Origin of the sequence: Kitasatospora sp. NPDC057904 (assembly GCF_042887925.1) — a bacterium.
GTDB lineage: Bacteria > Actinomycetota > Actinomycetes > Streptomycetales > Streptomycetaceae > Kitasatospora.
The window spans coordinates 1-17,812 of the sequence record NZ_JBHVOL010000005.1 but is presented as its reverse complement, the minus strand read 5'-3'; the positions used below and the strand labels follow the sequence as shown (position 1 = coordinate 17,812).

Sequence of the window (17,812 nt, the reverse complement as noted above, 5' to 3'; positions counted from 1 at the left end):
CTTACACCGGGGGGTTGCCGTGCTTGCGGGCCGGTCCGACGGCGTGCTTGGTCCGCAGCATGGCGAGGGCGTGGATCAGGGTGGCGCGGGTTTCGGCGGGATCGATCACGTCGTCGATCAGGCCGCGCTCGGCCGCGTAGTACGGGTGCATCAGCTCGGCCCGGTACTCCTTGACGAGCTGCCGGCGCATCGTCACCGGGTCGTCGGAGTCGGCGATCCGGCGCCGGAAGACGACGTTGGCCGCCCCCTCGGCCCCCATGACGGCGATCTCGTTCGAGGGCCAGGCGTAGGTGAGGTCGGCGCCGATCGACTGGGAGTCCATGACGATGTAGGCGCCGCCGTACGCCTTGCGCAGGATGAGCGAGATGCGCGGGACGGTGGCGTTGCAGTAGGCGTAGAGCAGCTTGGCGCCGTGCCGGATGACGCCGCCGTGCTCCTGGTCGACGCCGGGCAGGAAGCCGGGCACGTCGACCAGGGTGACCAGCGGGATCGAGAAGGCGTCGCAGAGCTGGACGAAGCGGGCGGCCTTCTCGCTCGCGCTGATGTCGAGGACGCCGGCCAGCCGCAGCGGCTGGCTCGCGACGATGCCGACCACCTGGCCGCCGAGCCGGGCCAGGGTCGTGATGACGTTGGTGGCCCACCGCTCGTGGACCTCCATGTGCTCGCCGTCGTCGACGAGCTCCTCGATCACCGCGCGCATGTCGTACGGGCGGTTGCCGTCGACGGGGACGAGCTCCAGCAGGCGGTCGTTGCGCCGCTCGGCCGGGTCGCCGGCGGGCGTGGCGGGCGGGGTCTCGCGGTTGTTCTGCGGCAGCAGGGAGAGCAGGTAGCGGACCTCGGCGAGGCAGGTCTCCTCGTCGTCGTACGCGAAGTGCGCGACGCCGCTGGTGCCGGCGTGGACGTCGGCGCCGCCGAGGCCGTTCTGGGTGATCTCCTCGCCGGTGACGGCGCGGACGACGTCCGGGCCGGTGATGAACATCTGCGAGGTCTCGCGGACCATGAAGACGAAGTCGGTCAGCGCGGGCGAGTACGCCGCGCCGCCCGCGCACGGTCCGAGCATCACCGAGATCTGCGGGATGACGCCGCTCGCCCGGGTGTTGCGCTGGAAGATGCCGCCGTAGCCGGCGAGGGCGGTCACGCCCTCCTGGATGCGGGCGCCGGCGCCGTCGTTGAGCGAGACGAGCGGCGCGCCCGCGGCCAGGGCCATGTCCATGATCTTGTGGATCTTCTGCGCGTGGGCCTCGCCCAGGGCGCCGCCGAAGATCCGGAAGTCGTGCGCGTAGACGAAGACCGTCCGGCCGTGGACGGTGCCCCAGCCGGTGATCACGCCGTCCGTGTACGGGCGCCTGGCCTCCAGGCCGAAACCCGTGGCGCGGTGCCGGCGCAGCGGCTCGACCTCGTGGAAGGAGCCCTCGTCCAGGAGCAGGTCGATGCGCTCGCGGGCGGTCAGCTTGCCCTTCGCGTGCTGGGCCTCGGTGGCCTTCTCGCTCGGCCCGTGCCGGACGTCCCGGCGGATCAGGTCGAGTTCGGCGACCCGGGCGGCCATGGTCATGAGGGGGGCTCCTTGGGTACGCCCGCGTCAGCGGGGGCGGAGGGCTAGCGGAGGGCCAGGTGCTCGCACAGGGCGAGGAGGGCGCGCCGGGCCGGGAGGTCGGGCAGGGTGTCCAGCGCGGTCCGGGCCCGGTCGAGGCGGCGGTGCATCACGGCCTCGGTCTCGGCGAGCGCGTCGGAGCGCTCGAACAGTTCCAGTGCGCGCGGCACGTCGGCGGCGGGCACGGGACCGGCCGCGAGCAGGGCGCGCAGTTCGGCATCGGCCGGGTCGGCGCCCTCGCGGGCGAGCAGGACGGGCAGGCTCGGCACGCCGGCGAGCAGGTCGGTGCCGCGCGGTTTGCCGCTGAGCTCGGCCGGCCGGCGCAGGTCCAGCAGGTCGTCGGCGACCTGGAAGGCGATGCCGAGCTGCTCCCCGTACTCGGTGAGCGCGGCGGCGGCGGAGGCGGGCGCGCCGGCCTGGACGGCGCCGATCGCCAGCGACATCGACAGCAGGGCGGCGGTCTTGCCGGCCGCCACGTGGAAGTAGTGGGTCACCGGGTCCACGTCGGGGCCGGGGCCGGTGAGTTCGCGCAGCTGGCCGGAGACCAGGCGCCCGGCGGTGCGGGCGTTCAGGTGGACGGCGGCCGGGCCGAGGTCGGCGGCGAGCTGGGCGGCGCGGGCGAGCAGCCAGTCGCCGCTGAGCACGGCGGCGCGCTCGCCCCAGCGGGCGTGCACGCTCGGGATGCCGCGCCGGGTGGCGGCGCCGTCCATGACGTCGTCGTGGCACAGCGAGGCGAGGTGGACGAGCTCGGCGATCGCGGCCGCCTGCGGGACGCCCGGCGCCCACGGGTCGCCGAACTCCGCGCCGAGCAGCACCAGCAGCGGGCGCAGCCGCTTGCCGCCGGCGGCGGCGAGGTGGCCGGTGAGGGGCCCGATGCGCGGGTCCAGGGCGTCGTGGGCGCTGGCCTGGAGCCACTCCTCGGCCCCGGCCAGTGCCGCGCGCAGCCGGTTCTCGAACTCGGGTTCGGCGAGTTCGAGCCGATCGAGCAGCTCGGCGGCGGACGGTTCCGGGGTGGTGCCCGGGCCGGTGACGGCCACGGCTTCGTACGTCTGTCCGGCCGTCATGCGGAAACCTCCTCCGCGGCCGCGCCGCGCTGGATTCAAGGGATTCGTGCGCCAGCTTCGAACGGGTGCGCACCGGTGTTCAACAGCGCTGTCAGGAAGGTGCCACTAGGACCGTCGCGGGCGTTTTGACCAGGGAATCGTCAGCTTCCTGCCAAGATTTCCGCGGACCGGCCGACCATGAACGCCCGCCGCTTACGCTCCCTGGCGATCACCCACCAGGAAGGCACGGACAATTGCGCACCCGAATAGCCCTCGCCGCGGCCCTCGCCGCCGGCGCCCTCGCGCTGACGGCCGCCCCGGCCACCGCCGCCACCACCGCGGCCGGGGCGGCTGCGGCCCCGGCCGCGAAGGACTGCGGCGAGCTGAAGCTGACCGGCGCCCTGCCGGCCCCGCCGGCCGGGATGGCCGTGCAGCAGCAGGTGTCCGTCGGCGCCGACTGCAAGCCGGTGCTGGGCGAGGTCAGGCTCGTCCCGGCCAAGTCCGGCGCCGTCGCGGCCCGTTCGGCCCGTTCGGCACAGGCCGCTGTGGAGGCCGGCACCACGCGCCAGTTCAAGAGCGCCAGCGAGTGGTACGACTGCTGCAACATCCGGATGACCGGTCTGTACACGACCTCGTCGTGGACCACCGACGGCACCCGGATCAGCGCCGCGAACACCGACGCGACCCAGCAGTGGAACCGCGAGCCGTGGAATGCCGGCTGGTCCCTGAAGTCCGCGACGAAGAACACCGACTGCACCGCGGACTGCACCGTCTCGCACACCCAGGCCGACGCCGAATTCACCTACAAGGGGATATTCGACGTGACCGGTGCGTGGTACGCGAACACCATGCACTCGTTCATCGACCTCAATGCGGACGGCACCGCCACCTGCCGGTTCGAGACCGAGACCCGGCACACCTTCATCGGGTGGAATTGGCAGCACAGCTGTCAGTGACCCGATTTCCCTGAATTCGCGGATTCTCCGGACTTTCCGGACGTTCCGGAACTCGTGTGCGGGCTGGGCGCGGCGACCGTCAGGAGCCGCGCCCAGCTGTCGTGGCGGCCCTTCTCCCCGATCAGCCGGCCCTCGGCCTCCACCCACGCGTGCGCGGTGAACGGCGGCGCGGTGCGCACCCCGACGCACCAGGTCGGCCAACTGCCCCGGGCGCGGCACAGCAGGGTGACGGCGACCGAGCGCGGCAGGCAGCTGCGCAGCCCGTTCATGGCGAGGCTGGTGGCCAGGACGGCGTCCCGCACGGCCCCGGTCTCGTCCGCGCCGGCGGGCCGGGCGCCGCGGCTGAGCACGGCCAGCACGCGCTGGAGCCGGTGCGCGGGCAGCAGGACGAGCAGCCGGGCGAGGCCCACCGCCGTCCGGATCGCCAATCGCCTGGGCAGCGGCGGGCGTTGGCTGCGGTCCTGCTCAAGGGCGAAGGTGAAGCTCACGGCGCGACCAGCCCGGCCTCCCGCAGGCCGTCGACCAGGGCGGCCACGTCGGCGGCGGCCCGCTCCCGGTCGACGTCGAAGGCCTCGGTGAGGCCGTCGACGGCGTCGGCCTCCGACCCGCCGTCGAGCAGGGTGCGGGCCACCACGGTGGCGGTGGGGTTGAGCTGCCAGTACTGGCCGATCCTGGCGTCGAGCAGGACGCCGCCGTACTCGGTCTCGGCCACGGTGAGGTGTTCGTGGTTGCGCAGCTTCATCGGCGCTTCTCCGTTCGGCAGGTCGTCGGTGCTCAGGCGGTGCGGAGCCAGGCCTCGCAGGCGAGCGTGGACGTCAGGGGGTTGTAGGCGAGTTCGGGCGAGCCGGGGGTGCGGCAGAGGCGGCGCAGCGCGTCCGGGTCGACCAGGCCGGCCCGGGCCAGCGCGCTGTCCTCCCAGACCGCCGCCAGTTCCTCGCGGTGCCGGTAGAGGCCGAGCGTCGCCTCGGGCGAGCCGTCGCCCTTGGTGCGCCGGGCGAGGCTGCGGTCCGGGACGATCCCGCGCATCGCCTCGACCAGCAGGGGCTTGTACGCCCAGGGCGTGGCGCGGAGTTCGGGGCGGGCGCCCAGTGCGGCGTCGACGACCCGGTCGTCGAAGTACGGGTTGGCCACCGGCACGCCGGCCAGGCGGCCCATCTCCTCCAGGCCGCGCATCTCCTGGGTGCCGGCGTGGATGCCGGCGAGGTCGTGGTGGCGGCCGCGGGTCGCCGCGAGCGGTTCGACGGTGGGGGCGGCCTCGGCCAGGGCCTGCTCGACCCGTTCCAGGCAGTCGAGGGTGAACCACGACGCGATCACCGGGTCGTGCAGCCAGCCGAAGGACGGGCGGCCCGGGTCGAGGGAGCCGGAGGAGCGGGTGGTCAGGGCCGCGAAGCTCCTCCGGTACGAGCGGCGGTCCAGCAGTGCGCCCGCGACCGCGCGGCGGGACCAGCCGAACAGGGTGCGGTAGCCGCGCAGGGCGGCGAGCGTGAGCAGCGGCCGGGTGGGCAGCAGGGCGTGGTAGTCGACCGCGCTGCCGAGGAACAGGTGGTCGCCGCCGTTTCCGGTCAGGTGCAGCCGGGAGCCCCGCTCGGCCATCCGCTCGATGAAGTGGGTGACCCGGTCGCGGCTGACGACGATCCCGACCGGGGTGTCGTGCCGGCCGCCGTCGTTCATCGCCCCGCTGTAGAAGAGCGGGAGTTCGGAGGCGGGGGCGAGGAAGTGCTCGGTGTCCACGAGGCGTTCGGCGGCGAGCCGGGCCCAGTGGCCGGCGTCGTTCTCGGACTCGTCGCCGGTGGCGGTGCAGGCGATGAGCTTCGGGTTCCCCGGGCTACCCGCGGCCAGGAAGCACAGCGACGTGGAGTCGAGCCCGCCGGAGAGGTCCGCGCTGATCAGGCCGGAGTCCGCGGTGCGCAGGGCGACGGCCTCGGTCAGCGTCGACCGGACGTCGCGGGCCGCCTCGGCGAGGCCCAGGACCGGCTCGGGCGGCCGGTGCCAGCGCCGCTGCCTCGGCGGCAGCCCCTCGCGCAGCTCCAGGCAGTGGCCGGGCGGGACGGGCCGGACGCCGTGCCACATGGCGCGGTCGGCGAACGGCGCCGGCAGCGGGTTGAGCAGCCGCAGCGCCACGGAGGTGAGGTCGGGCCCGGCGCCGGCGAACCGGGCGAGCTCGGCGGCGCGGTCGCCCGCGACGACGGCGCCCGCGATCCTCGTCCAGGCGATCCGGCGGGTGCCGTACGCGGTGCCCTGGACCCTCATCGCGCCGTCGGTGGCGGCCAGCAGGTGGAACTGTCCGGGGAGTTCGAGCCCGAGCCGGTCCAGGCCGGCCGGCTCGCGCACCGGGGCGACCCGCCGGGCCAGGTCGGCCGCGGTGACGCCGAAGGTGCCGATCAGGGCGACCGTCAGGTGGGGGGACCGGACGACCAGGAGCTCCCCGGCGGACCAGTGTCCGACGATCCAGGGCCGCCCGGAGGCGTGGGGGATGACATCGAGTTCCGGGCGGTCGGCGCACAGGCGCCGGGCCACGGCGCACGCGGCCGCGCTGTCTGGGAACGCGAAGAAGAACGGTGTGCCGTGGCCGGACATCACATCAGCTCCAGTTTTCCGGCGGTCACATGATCTGGCCGTGGAAGAAATCCCAGCTGAAGATTCCCTTCCAGCCGGTGACGGCGCGGAACGTTCCGGCGGACTCGAAAACCGGGGTCTCGTACTGCTTCTTTGACATGTTTTCTTCCTTTCTCGGGAGGGATTGCAGGGATCGTCCGGAGTTCCCTCAGGAGTTTCCTCAGGGGTGTTTCCCCGACGAAGAGTCTTGGCCCGAACGGGCGGCTGCTCAACGGCGTTGGCCTGAAGTGCCGGGGAACGCGGAATTCCGCCGGGAATTCCAAGATCGGCTGGCAGTGAGTGGACATGTGATCGGATGGTGCACGGGTGGCCGGATCCTGGCAGCAAGCTGTCAGTGCCACCGGAAAGGCACAGGTCAGCGCCATACGATTTATGGCCAGCATGCACCTGACGATCTGATTGGCAGTGTCATATGACAATCGAAGCCAGCCGAGTCCTGGCCCCCGGAGCCGCCCTGGACGGCACGCCCCCGCCGCCGCGCTGGGCGGTCTGGGTCGCACACGCGGTGCCGCTGATCGCCCTGCCCTCCACCCTCTGGCGCCTCGCGATGGCCATCGGCGTGCCCGTCGGGTACAGCACGGAGGTGCTGCGCCACGACTACGGCATCCCCGGCAACGGCTACCTGGTGCTGCCCGCCATCTGCGTGCTCCAGGAGGGCGCCGCCCTGCTCACCCTCGGACTCGTCCGCGACTGGGGGATCGTCGCCCCGCGCTGGCTGCCGCTGATCGGTGGTAAGCAGGTCCGCACCTGGGCCGCCGTGACGGCCGCGCTGCTGGGCGCCGCCATCCTCACCGCCGTGACGATCAGTCAGGCCGCCGTGTGGGACAGCGTCGACAGCGAGAACCTCAAGGGCATGCACCGGGCTGTCATGGGCTGGCTCTACATGCCGCTGCTGCTGTGGGGGCCGCTGCTCGCCGTCGTGACGGTCAACTACGCCTCGCGCCGGCGCCGTCGGGCATGAGCGAGCGGATCGCGGAGGAGCGGGCATGAGCGAGCGGACTGCGGAGGAGCGACCATGAGCGCTGCCGCGATCGTCCTGCTGGGGGCGCTGTCGCTGTTCGTCTTCGTCACCGGCCTCGCCTCGGGCGCGCGCCGGCTGCTCGGGGTCCGGCTGGGCAAGGGGCGCGCGATCGCCACCGGCGCGGTCGGTCTGGCCAGCGGCAGTCTGGTCAGCTACCCGCTGCGCGACGTCCAGCCCTTCGCCCTGGTGACCCTGGAGATCGGGGTCTCGCTGGTCGTCGCCATGCTCTTCCTGGCGGCCACCGAGGTGTTGCTGCCCTCGTCCCCGATGCGCGGACTCGCCCGGCTGCCCGGCTCGCTGCGCCGCCAGGTGGCCCGCACCCGGCGCTACGGCCGGCTCAGCCGGATATTCGTCCGGCACGGCCTCGGCCGGTTCCTCAGCGGGCGCACCCGGCGCGGGCCGGGCGCCGCCGCCGAACGGGCCGTGCTGGCGGCCTCGTTGCGGCTCGCGCTGGAGGAGGCCGGGGTCACCTTCGTCAAGCTCGGGCAGGTGATGTCGACCCGCTACGACCTGCTGCCGCCCGAGTTCATCGCCGAGCTGAGCCTGCTCCAGGACCAGGCCACCCCGGAGCCCTGGGAGTCCGTCGAGCAGGTGCTGCGCGAGGAACTGGGCGCCGCGCCGGACGAGGTGTTCGCCGAGTTCGACACCAAGCCGTACGCGGCCGGCTCGATCGCCCAGGTCCACCGGGCCAGGCTGCCCGACGGACAGCACGTCGCGGTCAAGGTGCAACGGCCCGGCGCGCGCGAGATCGTCGTCGACGACCTGGACATCCTCTACCGCTTCGCCGAGCGCCTGGAGCAGCACACCGAGTGGGGCCGCAGCGTCGGCGCCGTCGCGCTGGCCCAGGGCTTCGCCGTCTCGGTGCACGAGGAGCTCGACTTCCGCATCGAGGCCCGCAACACGATGGCGGTGGCCGCGGCCATCGAGCAGGCCGGGGGCAACCCGATGGTCCGGGTGCCCGAGGTGCACGAGCGGCTCACCGGCAAGCGGGTGCTGGTCAGCGAGTGGATGACGGGCATCCCCCTGCACAGCGCCCCCAAGGTGCTCGACGAGCGCGGGCTCGACCGCAAGGCGCTGGCCGGCGCGCTGCTGGAGTGCCTGCTCGGCCAGATCATGACCAGCGGCGTCTTCCACGCCGACCCGCACCCGGGCAACCTGCTCCTGCTCGACGACGGCACCCTCGGCATGCTCGACTTCGGCTCGGTCGGCCGGATCGACCGCTCCCTGCGGGCCACCCTGCGCGGCATGCTGCTGGCCCTGCACCGCGGCGACCCGGGCGGCCTGTCCGACGCGCTGATCGAGCTCGTGGTCCACCCCGAGCACATCGACGAGCGCCAACTGGAGCGTGCCGTCGGACAGTTCCTCGCCCGGCACTTCGCCCCGGGGGTCAAGCCGGACCGCGAGATGTTCGCCGACCTGTTCGCGATCGTGGCCCGGCACGGCATCAACGTGCCGCCGGAGATCGCCGCCGTCTTCCGCGCGCTCGCCACGATGGAGGGCTCGCTCGACCGCCTGGTGCCGGGCTTCGACATCGTCGCCGAGGCCCGCTCCTTCGCCGTCACCCAGCACCTGCGCAAGCTCAAGCCCGAGACGCTCGGCCGCAGCATGGCGGAGGAACTCCTCGGCCTGGTCCCGATGCTGCGCCGGCTGCCCCGCCGGGTCGAGCGGATCGGCGCCGCCATCGAGGGCGGCCAACTGACCGTCGGCGTGCGGATGTTCGCCGACCCGGAGGACCGCCGCTTCCTGCGCTCACTGGTCCACGAGATCCTGCTCGCCTTCCTTGGCGGAGTGATCGGCCTGGTCGGCGTACAGCTGCTGCGCACAGGCGGCGGGCCGATGCTCAGCAAGGGGCTCGGCCTGTTCGAACTCTTCGGCTACAACCTGCTGGTGATCAGCTCCGTGCTGGTGATGCGGGTGCTCTTCCTGATGATCGGCCCCAAGCACAGACGGTGACGCCGGCTATCCGGTCGCGGCCCCTGCCCTGGGAGCTCCGGGGGCAGGGGCCGTTTGTCGGGTCAGGTGATGGGATTGCCGGGCTCGTCCAGCCACGGGTGCTGTTCCCCGGCGACGGTCACGGTCAGGCCGAACCGGGTGAGGTCCGGCCTGCCGTTGCGGACCCACCAGGCGTGGGCGGCGGTCAACTCGTCCCACAGGTCGCGCGGACCGGACTGGGAGACGGCGTGCCTGCCGTCCCAGTCGGCGAGGCGGCAGTGGGCGTAGGAGACCCCGTCCCACACCTCGGCGCGGCCGGTGCCGAGACGGTCGTAGCCCGCCCAGAGCTCCCGACGGAACAGGTCCGGCATGCGCAGACCGATCGCGAACGCGGCGTGCGTGTGCTCGGCGACTTCGGACGGGTCGAGAGCGGACGGGCCGTGGCGGACGTCTTCGATGTCGAAGTCGCCGCTGTCGGGCCGCTGGTCGCGTACCCACATGAACGACACGTCCTCGACGAACGGCCCGCTCGCCGACCGGCCGTCCTCGGCCACGGTGAGCCGCAGCAGGCCCCCGTTGCAGAACGGCGTGCCGTACGGGATGACGATCACGCCGCCGGGCTCCACCTGCTCGATGGCGGCGGACGGTACCCGCTGGACGGCCGCGGTGAAATGGGCGCACTGGTACGGCGCACCCGCGGGGTGGCCGAGCGTACCGTCGCCGGCGAGGACGGTGGGGCGCAGGCCGGTGGCGTGCAGCCGGTCGCGCGCGTGGGCGGCGAGCTCGGGATCCAGCTCGACGCTGGTCACCTGGGCGGCGCCGAGCTGGTGGGAGAGGAGGGCGGCGGTCCAGCCGGTTCCGGTGCCCACCTCGAGGACGCGGGTGTCGGCGGTGGCGTTCAGGTGGTGGAGCATCTGGGCGACCACGGTGGGCATGGAGCTGGAGGAGGACGGGGTCGTGCCGTCGTCGTAGACCTGGGTGACGAGGGGCAGGTCGGCGGTGACCAGGTCGTCCCAGCACTTGGGCCGCGTCGCCCGGTCGATCCACTCGCCGTCGTGGAGGATCCGGTCCGGGGTGAAGAGGGAGCGGGGAACGGCACGGAAGGTCCGCTCCCACTCGGCTGACAGGGCTCCGGACTGCCGGAGCGCATCGACGAGTTGGTTCCAGGACATTTCGGCGGTCCGACTTCCCGGGCTTGGGGAGGTTGGTCGGCGGCGCGTCGCGCTTGCCGGAGTGCTACCCGCCGCTGCCGCCGCCCGCCTTTCCGGGCCCGTCTGTGCCCGGTCCTCCGCCGTGCGGCCGGCGCGCGTTCGGGTGCGGGGAGGCCCCGTCCGGACTTGCCGGACGGGGCTGTTACGGGGCTACCGGGAGGTGGGGACGATGAATCCTCGCGTCGGACCGGTCTTACGGGACATGCCTCTGATGATCGCTAGTGCTTCGTCGGTGATGTCCCGCCGGGTGACGGGGTCAGTGCCGTCGTAGACCCGCCAGTGCCCGTCCGGGTTACCCGGGTCTTCGGGAGAGACGATTCCCCGAATCCCCAGGCGGCGGAGTGTGTTGGCTACCTGTTGGGCTTCGACCTTGTCCATGCGTCCCGCCCTCTCCGTGTTGGGTGGGGTTCAGGCTAGCTGCCTTCGCCGCCTCCGCCTCCACCTCCGCCGTTGCAGTGTGAAGCGCACCCTCCGGGGTTGATGGGTCCGCATCCGCCGGGGATGGGGGTGTGGGAGCACTGAGCGGCCACGGCCACCATGGCGTGGGTGGGACCGGTCCACAGTTCGTGGTCCGGGGTGTACCCGGCCTCCTCGATCAGGGCGGCGGTCCGTGCGAGGGCGTCCGGGTCGTGCCGCGACGGGTCGGGGCGCTCGGGGTAGTGGTGGACGAACCCGCCGAGCCGGGCGCACAGGTCGGCGTACGGGCGGGTGTGGAGGATGAGGGCGTGCCACCCTTCGTCGACGACGGTGGACGGCGTGATGCGCATGGTGGGGAACGTGCGTGCGGTGGCGACGAACTTGAGCGCTTCGGTGACGATGCGCTTGGCGGTGTCGTCCGGCATTCCGGGGTTGTTGTCGAGCACGGTGCACACGACGGCCCCGAACGTCTTCGCGGTGACGAGCGAAACCGGGTCCACCGGGAGCATCGGGCCGGGGGAGGGCGGCGCCGGCGACAGGGCCGGTTCGGGAGTGGTCATACTGGAGCTCTCCTCACACTGAGGGGTTCTCGGGGCGTCGGACGACGCCCCGGTCCGTTCGGTGTTGCGGGACCCGCTCCGGTCGGCTGCCTGCCAGGGATGACGGCCGGGGCGGGAGTCTGTTTGGGCTGCTCCCTGGGCGGAGGGTTCGACGGAGACTGGAATGGCTCAGGGCCGCCAGTAGCGGCGGTTGATCTTGCGGACTTCGGCACGAAGCCGTTGGAGAGTCGGCGATTCGGCCGCCGGTTCGAGGGGCGGCGTGGCCGGCCCGGCTTCCTCGATGTCGTCGTACCGGACGGGCCCGCCAAGGAAGTTGGTCCAGGGCGGGAGCGGGTTCTCCGGTTTATCCGTCATCGCGCGCCGCCAGGCATTCATCGTGCTCCAGGTGCAGGGCACGCCATTTGGCGACCTTGCGCTGGATGGTCGGGTGCTCGGTGTACTGGCGTTCGAGGTCGTCGAACCAGAGGCAGGAGGGACACTCGTCAGCGTCGGCGGCGGGTTCTTGCTTGCGCATCGCGATCTCACGCAGGGACATCGGCCACCGCCCTGCACGCCCCCATGTGCCGGGCGCGGATCTTTTCGAGCTCCGCCAACACGCCGGGCATCCGGGCCTCCGGATACCTCCTGCGCATCTCCGCATCCGCGATGCGCTCGAACGCCGCGCAGACGACGCACTTGGGCTTCGAGGGCGTGGTTTTTGCGGCTCTCGGGACGTCGAGAGGACGCTCGGCAGTCGCCATGAGTGCTCCAGTTCGCTCGATCGGGTATCGATGCGACGGCTCTGCGCTGTATGGAACGCCTTGTCGAGCCGCAGCAATCACTCCGCAGGCGCCGGGGCCGGACGCTCGGCTGTTTCCGGAGGAGTGACTGTTAGCAAGTCAACGCCCTGGGCATGCCGTAGGGGAGGGGCCGCAAAGAGGGCCGATGATTCGGCCCTGGGCCGCTTTCCGGGCCACAATTGAGACATCGTCACCTCAGAGCTAGGGGATGCCGTGACCCTCACCCCGAACGGGATCGGCGAGCTGTTGCGCAGGACCCGGGAGCGATCCGGACTGAGCCGGGAGGAGCAGGCTGCCGTCGTCGGCCGCGAAACGGGTGAGTGGTGCAGCCCGGACACGCTTAAGAACTGGGAAACGGAGAAGCGGATTCCGCGCCAGCCCTCGCTCCAGGGGATCACTGATGCTTACGGTCTTCCCGTGGACCAGGTGGCCGAGGCCGTAGCCCGCTCTCGGCGGCATCGGCGCGAACACGGCACGGAGGACAAGGTGGACCGGCGGAAGTTCATCGGGGTGGGCGCGGCGGTGGCAGGTGTCGTGGTTCTGCCCGGCATCGCCCAGGCCCGGGATGGGATCGATTCAGCGCTGACGCCGTCCGAGGACGGTGATCTCGCCTACTTGGAAGCGGCCTTCGAGCGGCACCGGGGCGGATACCGGGGTCGGTCGCCGGATCGTGTCCTCGGTGAGATGCTGTCCGACCTCGACCTCCTCCGGGATGTTCTCAACCGTCCGCACCCGACGCGAACCAGGGCGGAACTGGCCCGGACGGCTGCGGGGATCACGGGCCTGGTCGCCATCGTCCAGCACGACCGCGGGGACCAACGTGGCGCCTTCCAGTGGTTCGCGACCGCTGAGCGGGCCGCCCGGGAGTCGGGGGATCAGCGGATGCTCGCCTGGGTTCTGGCCCGGCACGCCATGGTGCCGCTCAACTACGGGGCACCCGAGACGGCGGCCCGGATCGCGGCCCGTGCACGGTTCGAAGCAGGGAGCGGTTCGACAGCGGCCGGTGCCCTGGCCGCGGCGGTCACCGCCCGCGCCCTTGCTGCCTCCGGTGACTACGAAGGTGCACGGCGCGCGGTCAACGATGTCCGTACCGTTGCGGAGCACTTGGACGGTGCCGAGGCGGCCGACACCTGGTTCGGCTACCCCGAGCAGAAGCATCATGTCCACCTCTCACAGGCGTACACGCTGCTCGGCGAGTCGCGCAACGGCTACGCCGCGCAGGACCAGGCGCTCGACCTCACGGACTCCCCATCGGTCATGACACGCGCTCTTTTGGCGATGGACACGGCCGCCTGCCTGCGGATCGACGGGGACCACACCGGAGCAGCCGAGATGGCGGTCGGGGTGTGGGAACGGCTACCGAGCGGCTACCGGGAGGGGTTGATCCGATCACGAGCCGAGTTGCTGCACGAGAAGCTCGCCGGTCAATCGCGTGAGGCGCTCGGGGAGGCACTGATCGCGAGCTGAGCGGGATGGACAAGACGAAGCGCCCCCGCTCGGCCGCTGCCGAGCGGGGGCGCCAGAATCAGGGGTTCAGCTTTCGGGCAGGAGATGATGCGCCGCAGGTGACGTGTGGACGATCCCGGAGGTGGAGCATGCCCAGGCGTGACTACGAGAACGATCCGAACGCTCCCAAGGCCAACAGCCTGGTGCCGGCCGCATCGGTGGTCGTAGTCGACGCGGCGGGCCGCATCCTCCTCCAGCGCCGGACCGACAACGGGATGTGGGGTCTTCCCGGCGGCATGATGGAAATCGGCGAGTCTCTCGGGGAGTGCGGCATCCGCGAGACGTACGAGGAAACCGGAATCCGCATCGAGATCACCGGGATCGTCGGCACCTACACCAACCCCGGGCGCGTCCTCGCCTACGACGACGGCGAGGTCCGGCAGGAGTTCAGCATCTGCCTCCTCGGGCGCCCGGTCGGCGGCGAACTCCGGATCTCGGAAGAGTCCCACGAAGTGGCGTGGTTCGGCCCCGCCGACACGGACGGGCTGCCGATGGTGCCCAGGGTCCGCAAGCGAGTGTCCGACTGGCGGTCCGGAGACATCCCGGTCGTGCGCTGAATTGCTCTTCCCGTTGCCGAGCGGGGGCGTTGTCGGGGGCCAGCGCTTTGGCTCGGAGAGCAGTACGCTGCTGAGCCAGGGCCGCAGCCTGAGTGCCCGCATGTGGTCGGCCTGCGGATGGGGTGCCACCAACCAAGCTCGACATCCCCGGGAGGACCCGATGGCGAACTGCGTGCAGTGCTCCGCACCCGCCGCGATCGAAGACCTCGACGAGCAGCCTCCGCAGGCCTGGTGCCTTGGGTGTGCCACCGCTCTCGTCCGGGCCGGTGATCCCGTCGTCAATTACCGGCCCTTCGATGACCCGGACGAGTACGCGCGCGTGCTTGCCGGTGGCAGCACGGCGGTACTGCCCTTCGGCTGAAACGCCCCCGCTCGGCCGGGGCCGAGCGGGGGCGCGGCCATGCGGCTCAGCGCTTGGCGGCGGCGCGTTGGTAGGCGCGGCCGGCCAGGGGGATGACGATGGCCAGGAGCACGCCCATCACGATCGTGGCGGCGAGGATCGGGTGGTCGGACGGGAAGGCGCCGTCAGACGCCCCGCGGTCGTTGCCGAAGAGGTCACGGGCGGCCGACACCACCGCGCTGACCGGGTTCCACTCCACGACGACCCGCATCCAGCCGGGCAGGCCCTGCGGCGGGACGAAGGCGTTCGACAGGAACGCCAGCGGCATCATCACGACGCCCGCGAGTGCGCTCACCGCCTCCGGGCTGCGCAGCGAGAGGCCGACCAGCGCGCCCACCCACGACATCACGAAGCCCATCAGCAGCAGCAGCCCGAAGCCGGCCAGTGTCTGCAGGATGCCGTTGTGCGCCCGCCAGCCGATGAGGTAGCCGACCAGTGCCATGATCGCGGAGGTCCACGAGACCAGCACGAGGTCCGCGACGGTACGGCCGAGGAGGACCGAAGAGCGCGAGATGGGGAGGGCGCGGAAGCGGTCCACGAGACCGTTGTTGAGGTCCTCGACCACCCCGACCGCCGTGGTGGTCAGGTTGGCCAGCATCACCTGGGCGAAGATGCCCGCCATGATGTATTCCTTGTAGCCCCCCTGCCCCGGCACCTGCATCGCGCTGCCGAACAGGTACCCGAAGACCAGGACGAACGCCACCGGCATGACGGTGATGCCCAGGAGCTGCTCCGGCATCCGCCGGATGTGCCGCATCTGGCGGCCCGCGAGCGCGAACGTGTCGCTGAACACCTCGGTCATGCTGTCTGCAACTCCTTGGACTGGGCGGGGGCGGCAGCGGGCTCCGCGCCCTGCTTGCCGGTGAGGGCGAGGAAGACGTCGTCCAGCGAGGACCGGCGGACGGCGAAGTCCTGCGGCTCGATGCCGAGTTGCTGCAAGCCCTGGGCGGCGGCGGCGATGGTGGTCACCCCGCCGCTCATCGGCACGGACACCGTCCGGGCGTCCTCGTCCACGCTCGGTTCGCCGGAGGCGAGCCCGGCCAGGACCCGGGTGGCGTCGGCGAGGTCCGCGGCCGTGGCCAGCGACACCTCCAGGCGCTCGCCGCCGACCTTGCGCTTGAGCTCGTCCGGGGTGCCGTCGGCGATCACGACGCCCTTGTCGATGACCACGATCGAGTCGGCGAGCTGGTCGGCCTCCTCCAGGTACTGGGTGGTGAGGAGGACGGTCACGCCGTTGCGGACCTGTTCGTTGATCATGTCCCAGAGCGCGAGCCGGCTGGTCAGGTCGAGCCCGGTGGTCGGCTCGTCCAGGAACAGCACCGGCGGCGCGGCGACCAGGCTCGCGGCCAGGTCGAGGCGCCGGCGCATGCCGCCCGAGTACGTCTTCGCCGGGCGCCCGGCCGCGGCCGTCAGGTCGAACTTCTCCAGCAGCTCGTCGGCCCTGGCCTTGGCGCCGCGCCGGCCGAGGCGCAGCAGGCGGCCGATCAGCTGGAGGTTCTCGCGGCCGGTGAGCCGCTCGTCGACGGCCGCGTACTGGCCGGTGAGGCCGACGTTCGCGCGGATCTGCTTGGCCTGGGTGTGCAGGTCGAAGCCGGCGATGGTGGCCCGGCCCTCGTCCGGCGCGAGCAGGGTGGTGAGGATGCGCACGGTGGTGGTCTTGCCGGCGCCGTTGGGGCCGAGCACGCCGAGGATGGTGCCGGCCGGCACCTCCAGGTCGATGCCGTCGAGCGCCTGGTGGTCGCCGTAACGCTTGCGGAGGCCCTCCGCCGAGATCGCCGTTTCCATGACGGCTCCTTTGCTGTGTGAGGTGGTCAGTTGACGGAGGTCAGCCGGGCGAGCAGGACGCGGCCGATCTCGGCCGCCGGCTCCGGCTGGAGCAGGTGGCCGTGGTGCGCGTGCACCGGGTGGGTGGTGATGCGGCCGGCCACGTGCGGCCGCCAGGCCGCCGCGGAGGCCGCGATCCGCGCCTCGGGGTCGTCGGTGCCGACCGTCGAGACGAACAGCAGCAGCTCGCCGTCGAAGCGGCGCGGCCGGTAGCCGTCGCTCAGCGCGTGGTTGTTGACGCCGACCTTCACGAAGGCGGTGATGTGCTGCTCCGAGAGGCTGCCGAGCGCGCTGTCCCGGCCGCGGATCAGCTCCATCGCCCGCTGGTGGTCCAGGGGGCGGGAGCGGATCTCGTCGAGGTCGTAGCCGACGAAGTCGAGCAGCGTCTCCAGGACGTCCCGTTCGGTGGGCTTGGTGTAGCCCTCGTCGGTCGTCCAGGACTCGTCGAACGGGGTCTGGTCGAGGTTGGCGAGCAGGGCGACGTCGGCGCCCTGCCCGACGAGCAGGGTGGCCACCTCGTGCGCCACCAGCCCGCCGAAGGACCAGCCGATCAGGTGGTACGGGCCCTCGGGCTGCACCGCGCGGATCTGCTCGACGTAGTCCGCGGCCATCTCCTCGACGCTGGTCGCGATGCGGGCGTCCGCGCCGTCCAGGCCGCGGGCCTGGAGGCCGTAGACCGGGTACTCGGCGGCGATGTGCTTGAGGAGCGACGAGTACGGCCAGCTGAGGCCGCCGGCGCCGTGCACGCAGAACAGCGGGTGGCGGTCGCCGCCGGTGCGCAGCGGCAGCAGCACCTCGAAGCCGTCGCCGTCCTGGCCGGTGCCGAGCTTCTCGGCGAGGCGGGCGACGGTCGGCGTCTCGAAGATGCCCCGGTTGCCGAGCTTCACGCCGAGGACGGACCGGATCCGGCTGACCAGCTGGATGGAGGTGATGCTGTCGCCGCCCAGCTCGAAGAAGCTGTCGTCGATGCCCACCCGGTCCACCTTCAGGACCTCGGCGAACAGGCCGCACAGCACCTCCTCCTGCGCCGAGCGCGGGCCGCGCGCAGTGGCCGCCGACTCGGTTGCGGGGGCCGGGAGTTGCTTGCGGTCGAGCTTGCCGTTGACGCTCAGTGGGAGGGCGTCGAGGGTGACGAAGGCGGACGGGACCATGTAGTCGGGCAGGCCGGCGGCGAGGTGGGCGCGGAGGGCTTCGGTGTCGAGGGTGCCGGGGGTGGTCGGGACGATGTAGGCGACGAGGCGCTTGAGGCCGGGCTGGTCTTCGCGGACGACGACCGTGCTTCGGGCGACGGCTGCTTGGCGGGTCAACACGGTTTCGATTTCGCCGAGTTCGATGCGGAAGCCGCGGATCTTGACCTGGTCGTCGGTGCGGCCGAGGTAGTCGAGGTGTCCGTCGGGGG

21 protein-coding genes are annotated in these 17,812 nt (G+C 72.0%); 6 read left to right on the top strand and 15 right to left on the bottom strand.

The window, feature by feature from the left end; all coding sequences use genetic code 11:
• Position 1: 1 nt before the first annotated feature.
• Complete coding sequence (locus ACFVSN_RS14500) at positions 2 to 1,546, bottom strand: acyl-CoA carboxylase subunit beta (RefSeq protein WP_380436917.1); 1,545 nt, start codon at positions 1,544 to 1,546, stop codon at positions 2 to 4.
• 50 nt (positions 1,547 to 1,596) lie between these two features.
• Complete coding sequence (locus ACFVSN_RS14495) at positions 1,597 to 2,655, bottom strand: polyprenyl synthetase family protein (protein ID WP_380436744.1); 1,059 nt, start codon at positions 2,653 to 2,655, stop codon at positions 1,597 to 1,599.
• A gap of 233 nt (positions 2,656 to 2,888) precedes the next feature.
• On the opposite strand from ACFVSN_RS14495, the gene ACFVSN_RS14490 reads away from it, so the two are divergent.
• Positions 2,889 to 3,590, top strand: a complete 702-nt coding sequence (locus ACFVSN_RS14490) for a hypothetical protein (RefSeq protein WP_387955311.1) — start codon at positions 2,889 to 2,891, stop codon at positions 3,588 to 3,590.
• Here ACFVSN_RS14490 and ACFVSN_RS14485 read toward each other — a convergent pair.
• From ACFVSN_RS14485 to ACFVSN_RS14470, 4 genes are read right to left on the bottom strand one after another with little or no spacing between them, the layout of a single operon-like run.
• Positions 3,584 to 4,078 (bottom strand): lasso peptide biosynthesis B2 protein, encoded by a 495-nt coding sequence (locus ACFVSN_RS14485; protein ID WP_387955310.1) that lies wholly within the window; start codon positions 4,076 to 4,078, stop codon positions 3,584 to 3,586. The two genes, ACFVSN_RS14490 and ACFVSN_RS14485, sit on opposite strands and share 7 nt — an antisense overlap.
• Positions 4,075 to 4,332, bottom strand: a complete 258-nt coding sequence (locus ACFVSN_RS14480; RefSeq protein WP_359973877.1) for a lasso peptide biosynthesis PqqD family chaperone — start codon at positions 4,330 to 4,332, stop codon at positions 4,075 to 4,077. The genes ACFVSN_RS14485 and ACFVSN_RS14480 overlap by 4 nt, the downstream gene beginning before the upstream one ends.
• Positions 4,333 to 4,364: 32 nt before the next feature.
• Complete coding sequence (locus ACFVSN_RS14475; RefSeq protein ID WP_387955309.1) at positions 4,365 to 6,167, bottom strand: asparagine synthase-related protein; 1,803 nt, start codon at positions 6,165 to 6,167, stop codon at positions 4,365 to 4,367.
• Positions 6,168 to 6,192: 25 nt separating this feature from the next.
• Positions 6,193 to 6,306, bottom strand: coding sequence for a lasso RiPP family leader peptide-containing protein (locus tag ACFVSN_RS14470; protein WP_380436753.1), 114 nt, complete (start codon positions 6,304 to 6,306; stop codon positions 6,193 to 6,195).
• Between the two features lie 312 nt (positions 6,307 to 6,618).
• Between ACFVSN_RS14470 and ACFVSN_RS14465 the strand changes: the two genes are divergently transcribed.
• On the top strand, positions 6,619 to 7,167 hold the full coding sequence (locus ACFVSN_RS14465) for a hypothetical protein (RefSeq protein WP_387589842.1): 549 nt from the start codon (positions 6,619 to 6,621) through the stop codon (positions 7,165 to 7,167).
• Between the two features lie 54 nt (positions 7,168 to 7,221).
• Positions 7,222 to 9,180, top strand: coding sequence for an ABC1 kinase family protein (locus ACFVSN_RS14460; protein WP_380436757.1), 1,959 nt, complete (start codon positions 7,222 to 7,224; stop codon positions 9,178 to 9,180).
• Positions 9,181 to 9,242: 62 nt separating this feature from the next.
• On the opposite strand, the gene ACFVSN_RS14455 is transcribed toward ACFVSN_RS14460, so the two are convergent.
• The 6 genes from ACFVSN_RS14455 to ACFVSN_RS14430 form a co-directional block, all read right to left on the bottom strand.
• Positions 9,243 to 10,331 carry a methyltransferase domain-containing protein gene (locus tag ACFVSN_RS14455; protein WP_387955307.1) on the bottom strand — a complete coding sequence of 363 codons (1,089 nt, stop codon included), beginning with the start codon at positions 10,329 to 10,331 and terminating at the stop codon, positions 9,243 to 9,245.
• A 189-nt stretch (positions 10,332 to 10,520) separates the two neighbouring features.
• Positions 10,521 to 10,748, bottom strand: a complete 228-nt coding sequence (locus ACFVSN_RS14450; RefSeq protein WP_387955306.1) for a hypothetical protein — start codon at positions 10,746 to 10,748, stop codon at positions 10,521 to 10,523.
• 35 nt (positions 10,749 to 10,783) lie between these two features.
• Positions 10,784 to 11,347 carry a glycine-rich domain-containing protein gene (locus ACFVSN_RS14445; RefSeq protein ID WP_387955305.1) on the bottom strand — a complete coding sequence of 188 codons (564 nt, stop codon included), beginning with the start codon at positions 11,345 to 11,347 and terminating at the stop codon, positions 10,784 to 10,786.
• Between the two features lie 168 nt (positions 11,348 to 11,515).
• Positions 11,516 to 11,701 (bottom strand): hypothetical protein, encoded by a 186-nt coding sequence (locus ACFVSN_RS14440; RefSeq protein ID WP_380436765.1) that lies wholly within the window; start codon positions 11,699 to 11,701, stop codon positions 11,516 to 11,518.
• Entirely contained in the window at positions 11,691 to 11,882 is a 192-nt protein-coding gene (locus tag ACFVSN_RS14435; RefSeq protein ID WP_387955304.1) for a hypothetical protein, read from the bottom strand. The genes ACFVSN_RS14440 and ACFVSN_RS14435 overlap by 11 nt, the downstream gene beginning before the upstream one ends.
• Positions 11,869 to 12,087, bottom strand: a complete 219-nt coding sequence (locus ACFVSN_RS14430) for a hypothetical protein (RefSeq protein WP_387955303.1) — start codon at positions 12,085 to 12,087, stop codon at positions 11,869 to 11,871. Before ACFVSN_RS14430 ends, ACFVSN_RS14435 begins: the two co-directional genes overlap by 14 nt.
• Before the next feature lie 252 nt (positions 12,088 to 12,339).
• Between ACFVSN_RS14430 and ACFVSN_RS14425 the strand changes: the two genes are divergently transcribed.
• The 3 genes from ACFVSN_RS14425 (at position 12,340) to ACFVSN_RS14415 (ending at position 14,550) form a co-directional block, all read left to right on the top strand.
• Positions 12,340 to 13,593: a helix-turn-helix domain-containing protein gene (locus ACFVSN_RS14425; protein WP_387955301.1), complete on the top strand. Its 1,254-nt coding sequence runs from the start codon at positions 12,340 to 12,342 to the stop codon at positions 13,591 to 13,593.
• 128 nt (positions 13,594 to 13,721) lie between these two features.
• Positions 13,722 to 14,189, top strand: coding sequence for an NUDIX hydrolase (locus ACFVSN_RS14420; RefSeq protein ID WP_387955300.1), 468 nt, complete (start codon positions 13,722 to 13,724; stop codon positions 14,187 to 14,189).
• A gap of 160 nt (positions 14,190 to 14,349) precedes the next feature.
• On the top strand, positions 14,350 to 14,550 hold the full coding sequence (locus tag ACFVSN_RS14415) for a hypothetical protein (RefSeq protein ID WP_387955298.1): 201 nt from the start codon (positions 14,350 to 14,352) through the stop codon (positions 14,548 to 14,550).
• Between the two features lie 46 nt (positions 14,551 to 14,596).
• Here the strand turns inward: ACFVSN_RS14415 and ACFVSN_RS14410 are convergent, their stop codons facing one another.
• From ACFVSN_RS14410 to ACFVSN_RS14400, 3 genes are all read right to left on the bottom strand, one after another.
• Positions 14,597 to 15,391, bottom strand: a complete 795-nt coding sequence (locus tag ACFVSN_RS14410) for an ABC transporter permease (RefSeq protein WP_380436779.1) — start codon at positions 15,389 to 15,391, stop codon at positions 14,597 to 14,599.
• Positions 15,388 to 16,374 carry an ATP-binding cassette domain-containing protein gene (locus ACFVSN_RS14405; RefSeq protein WP_380436781.1) on the bottom strand — a complete coding sequence of 329 codons (987 nt, stop codon included), beginning with the start codon at positions 16,372 to 16,374 and terminating at the stop codon, positions 15,388 to 15,390. Before ACFVSN_RS14405 ends, ACFVSN_RS14410 begins: the two co-directional genes overlap by 4 nt.
• 26 nt (positions 16,375 to 16,400) lie before the next feature.
• Positions 16,401 to 17,812: alpha/beta fold hydrolase (locus ACFVSN_RS14400; protein ID WP_387955296.1), on the bottom strand; the 1,412-nt coding region annotated here is incomplete at its 5' end.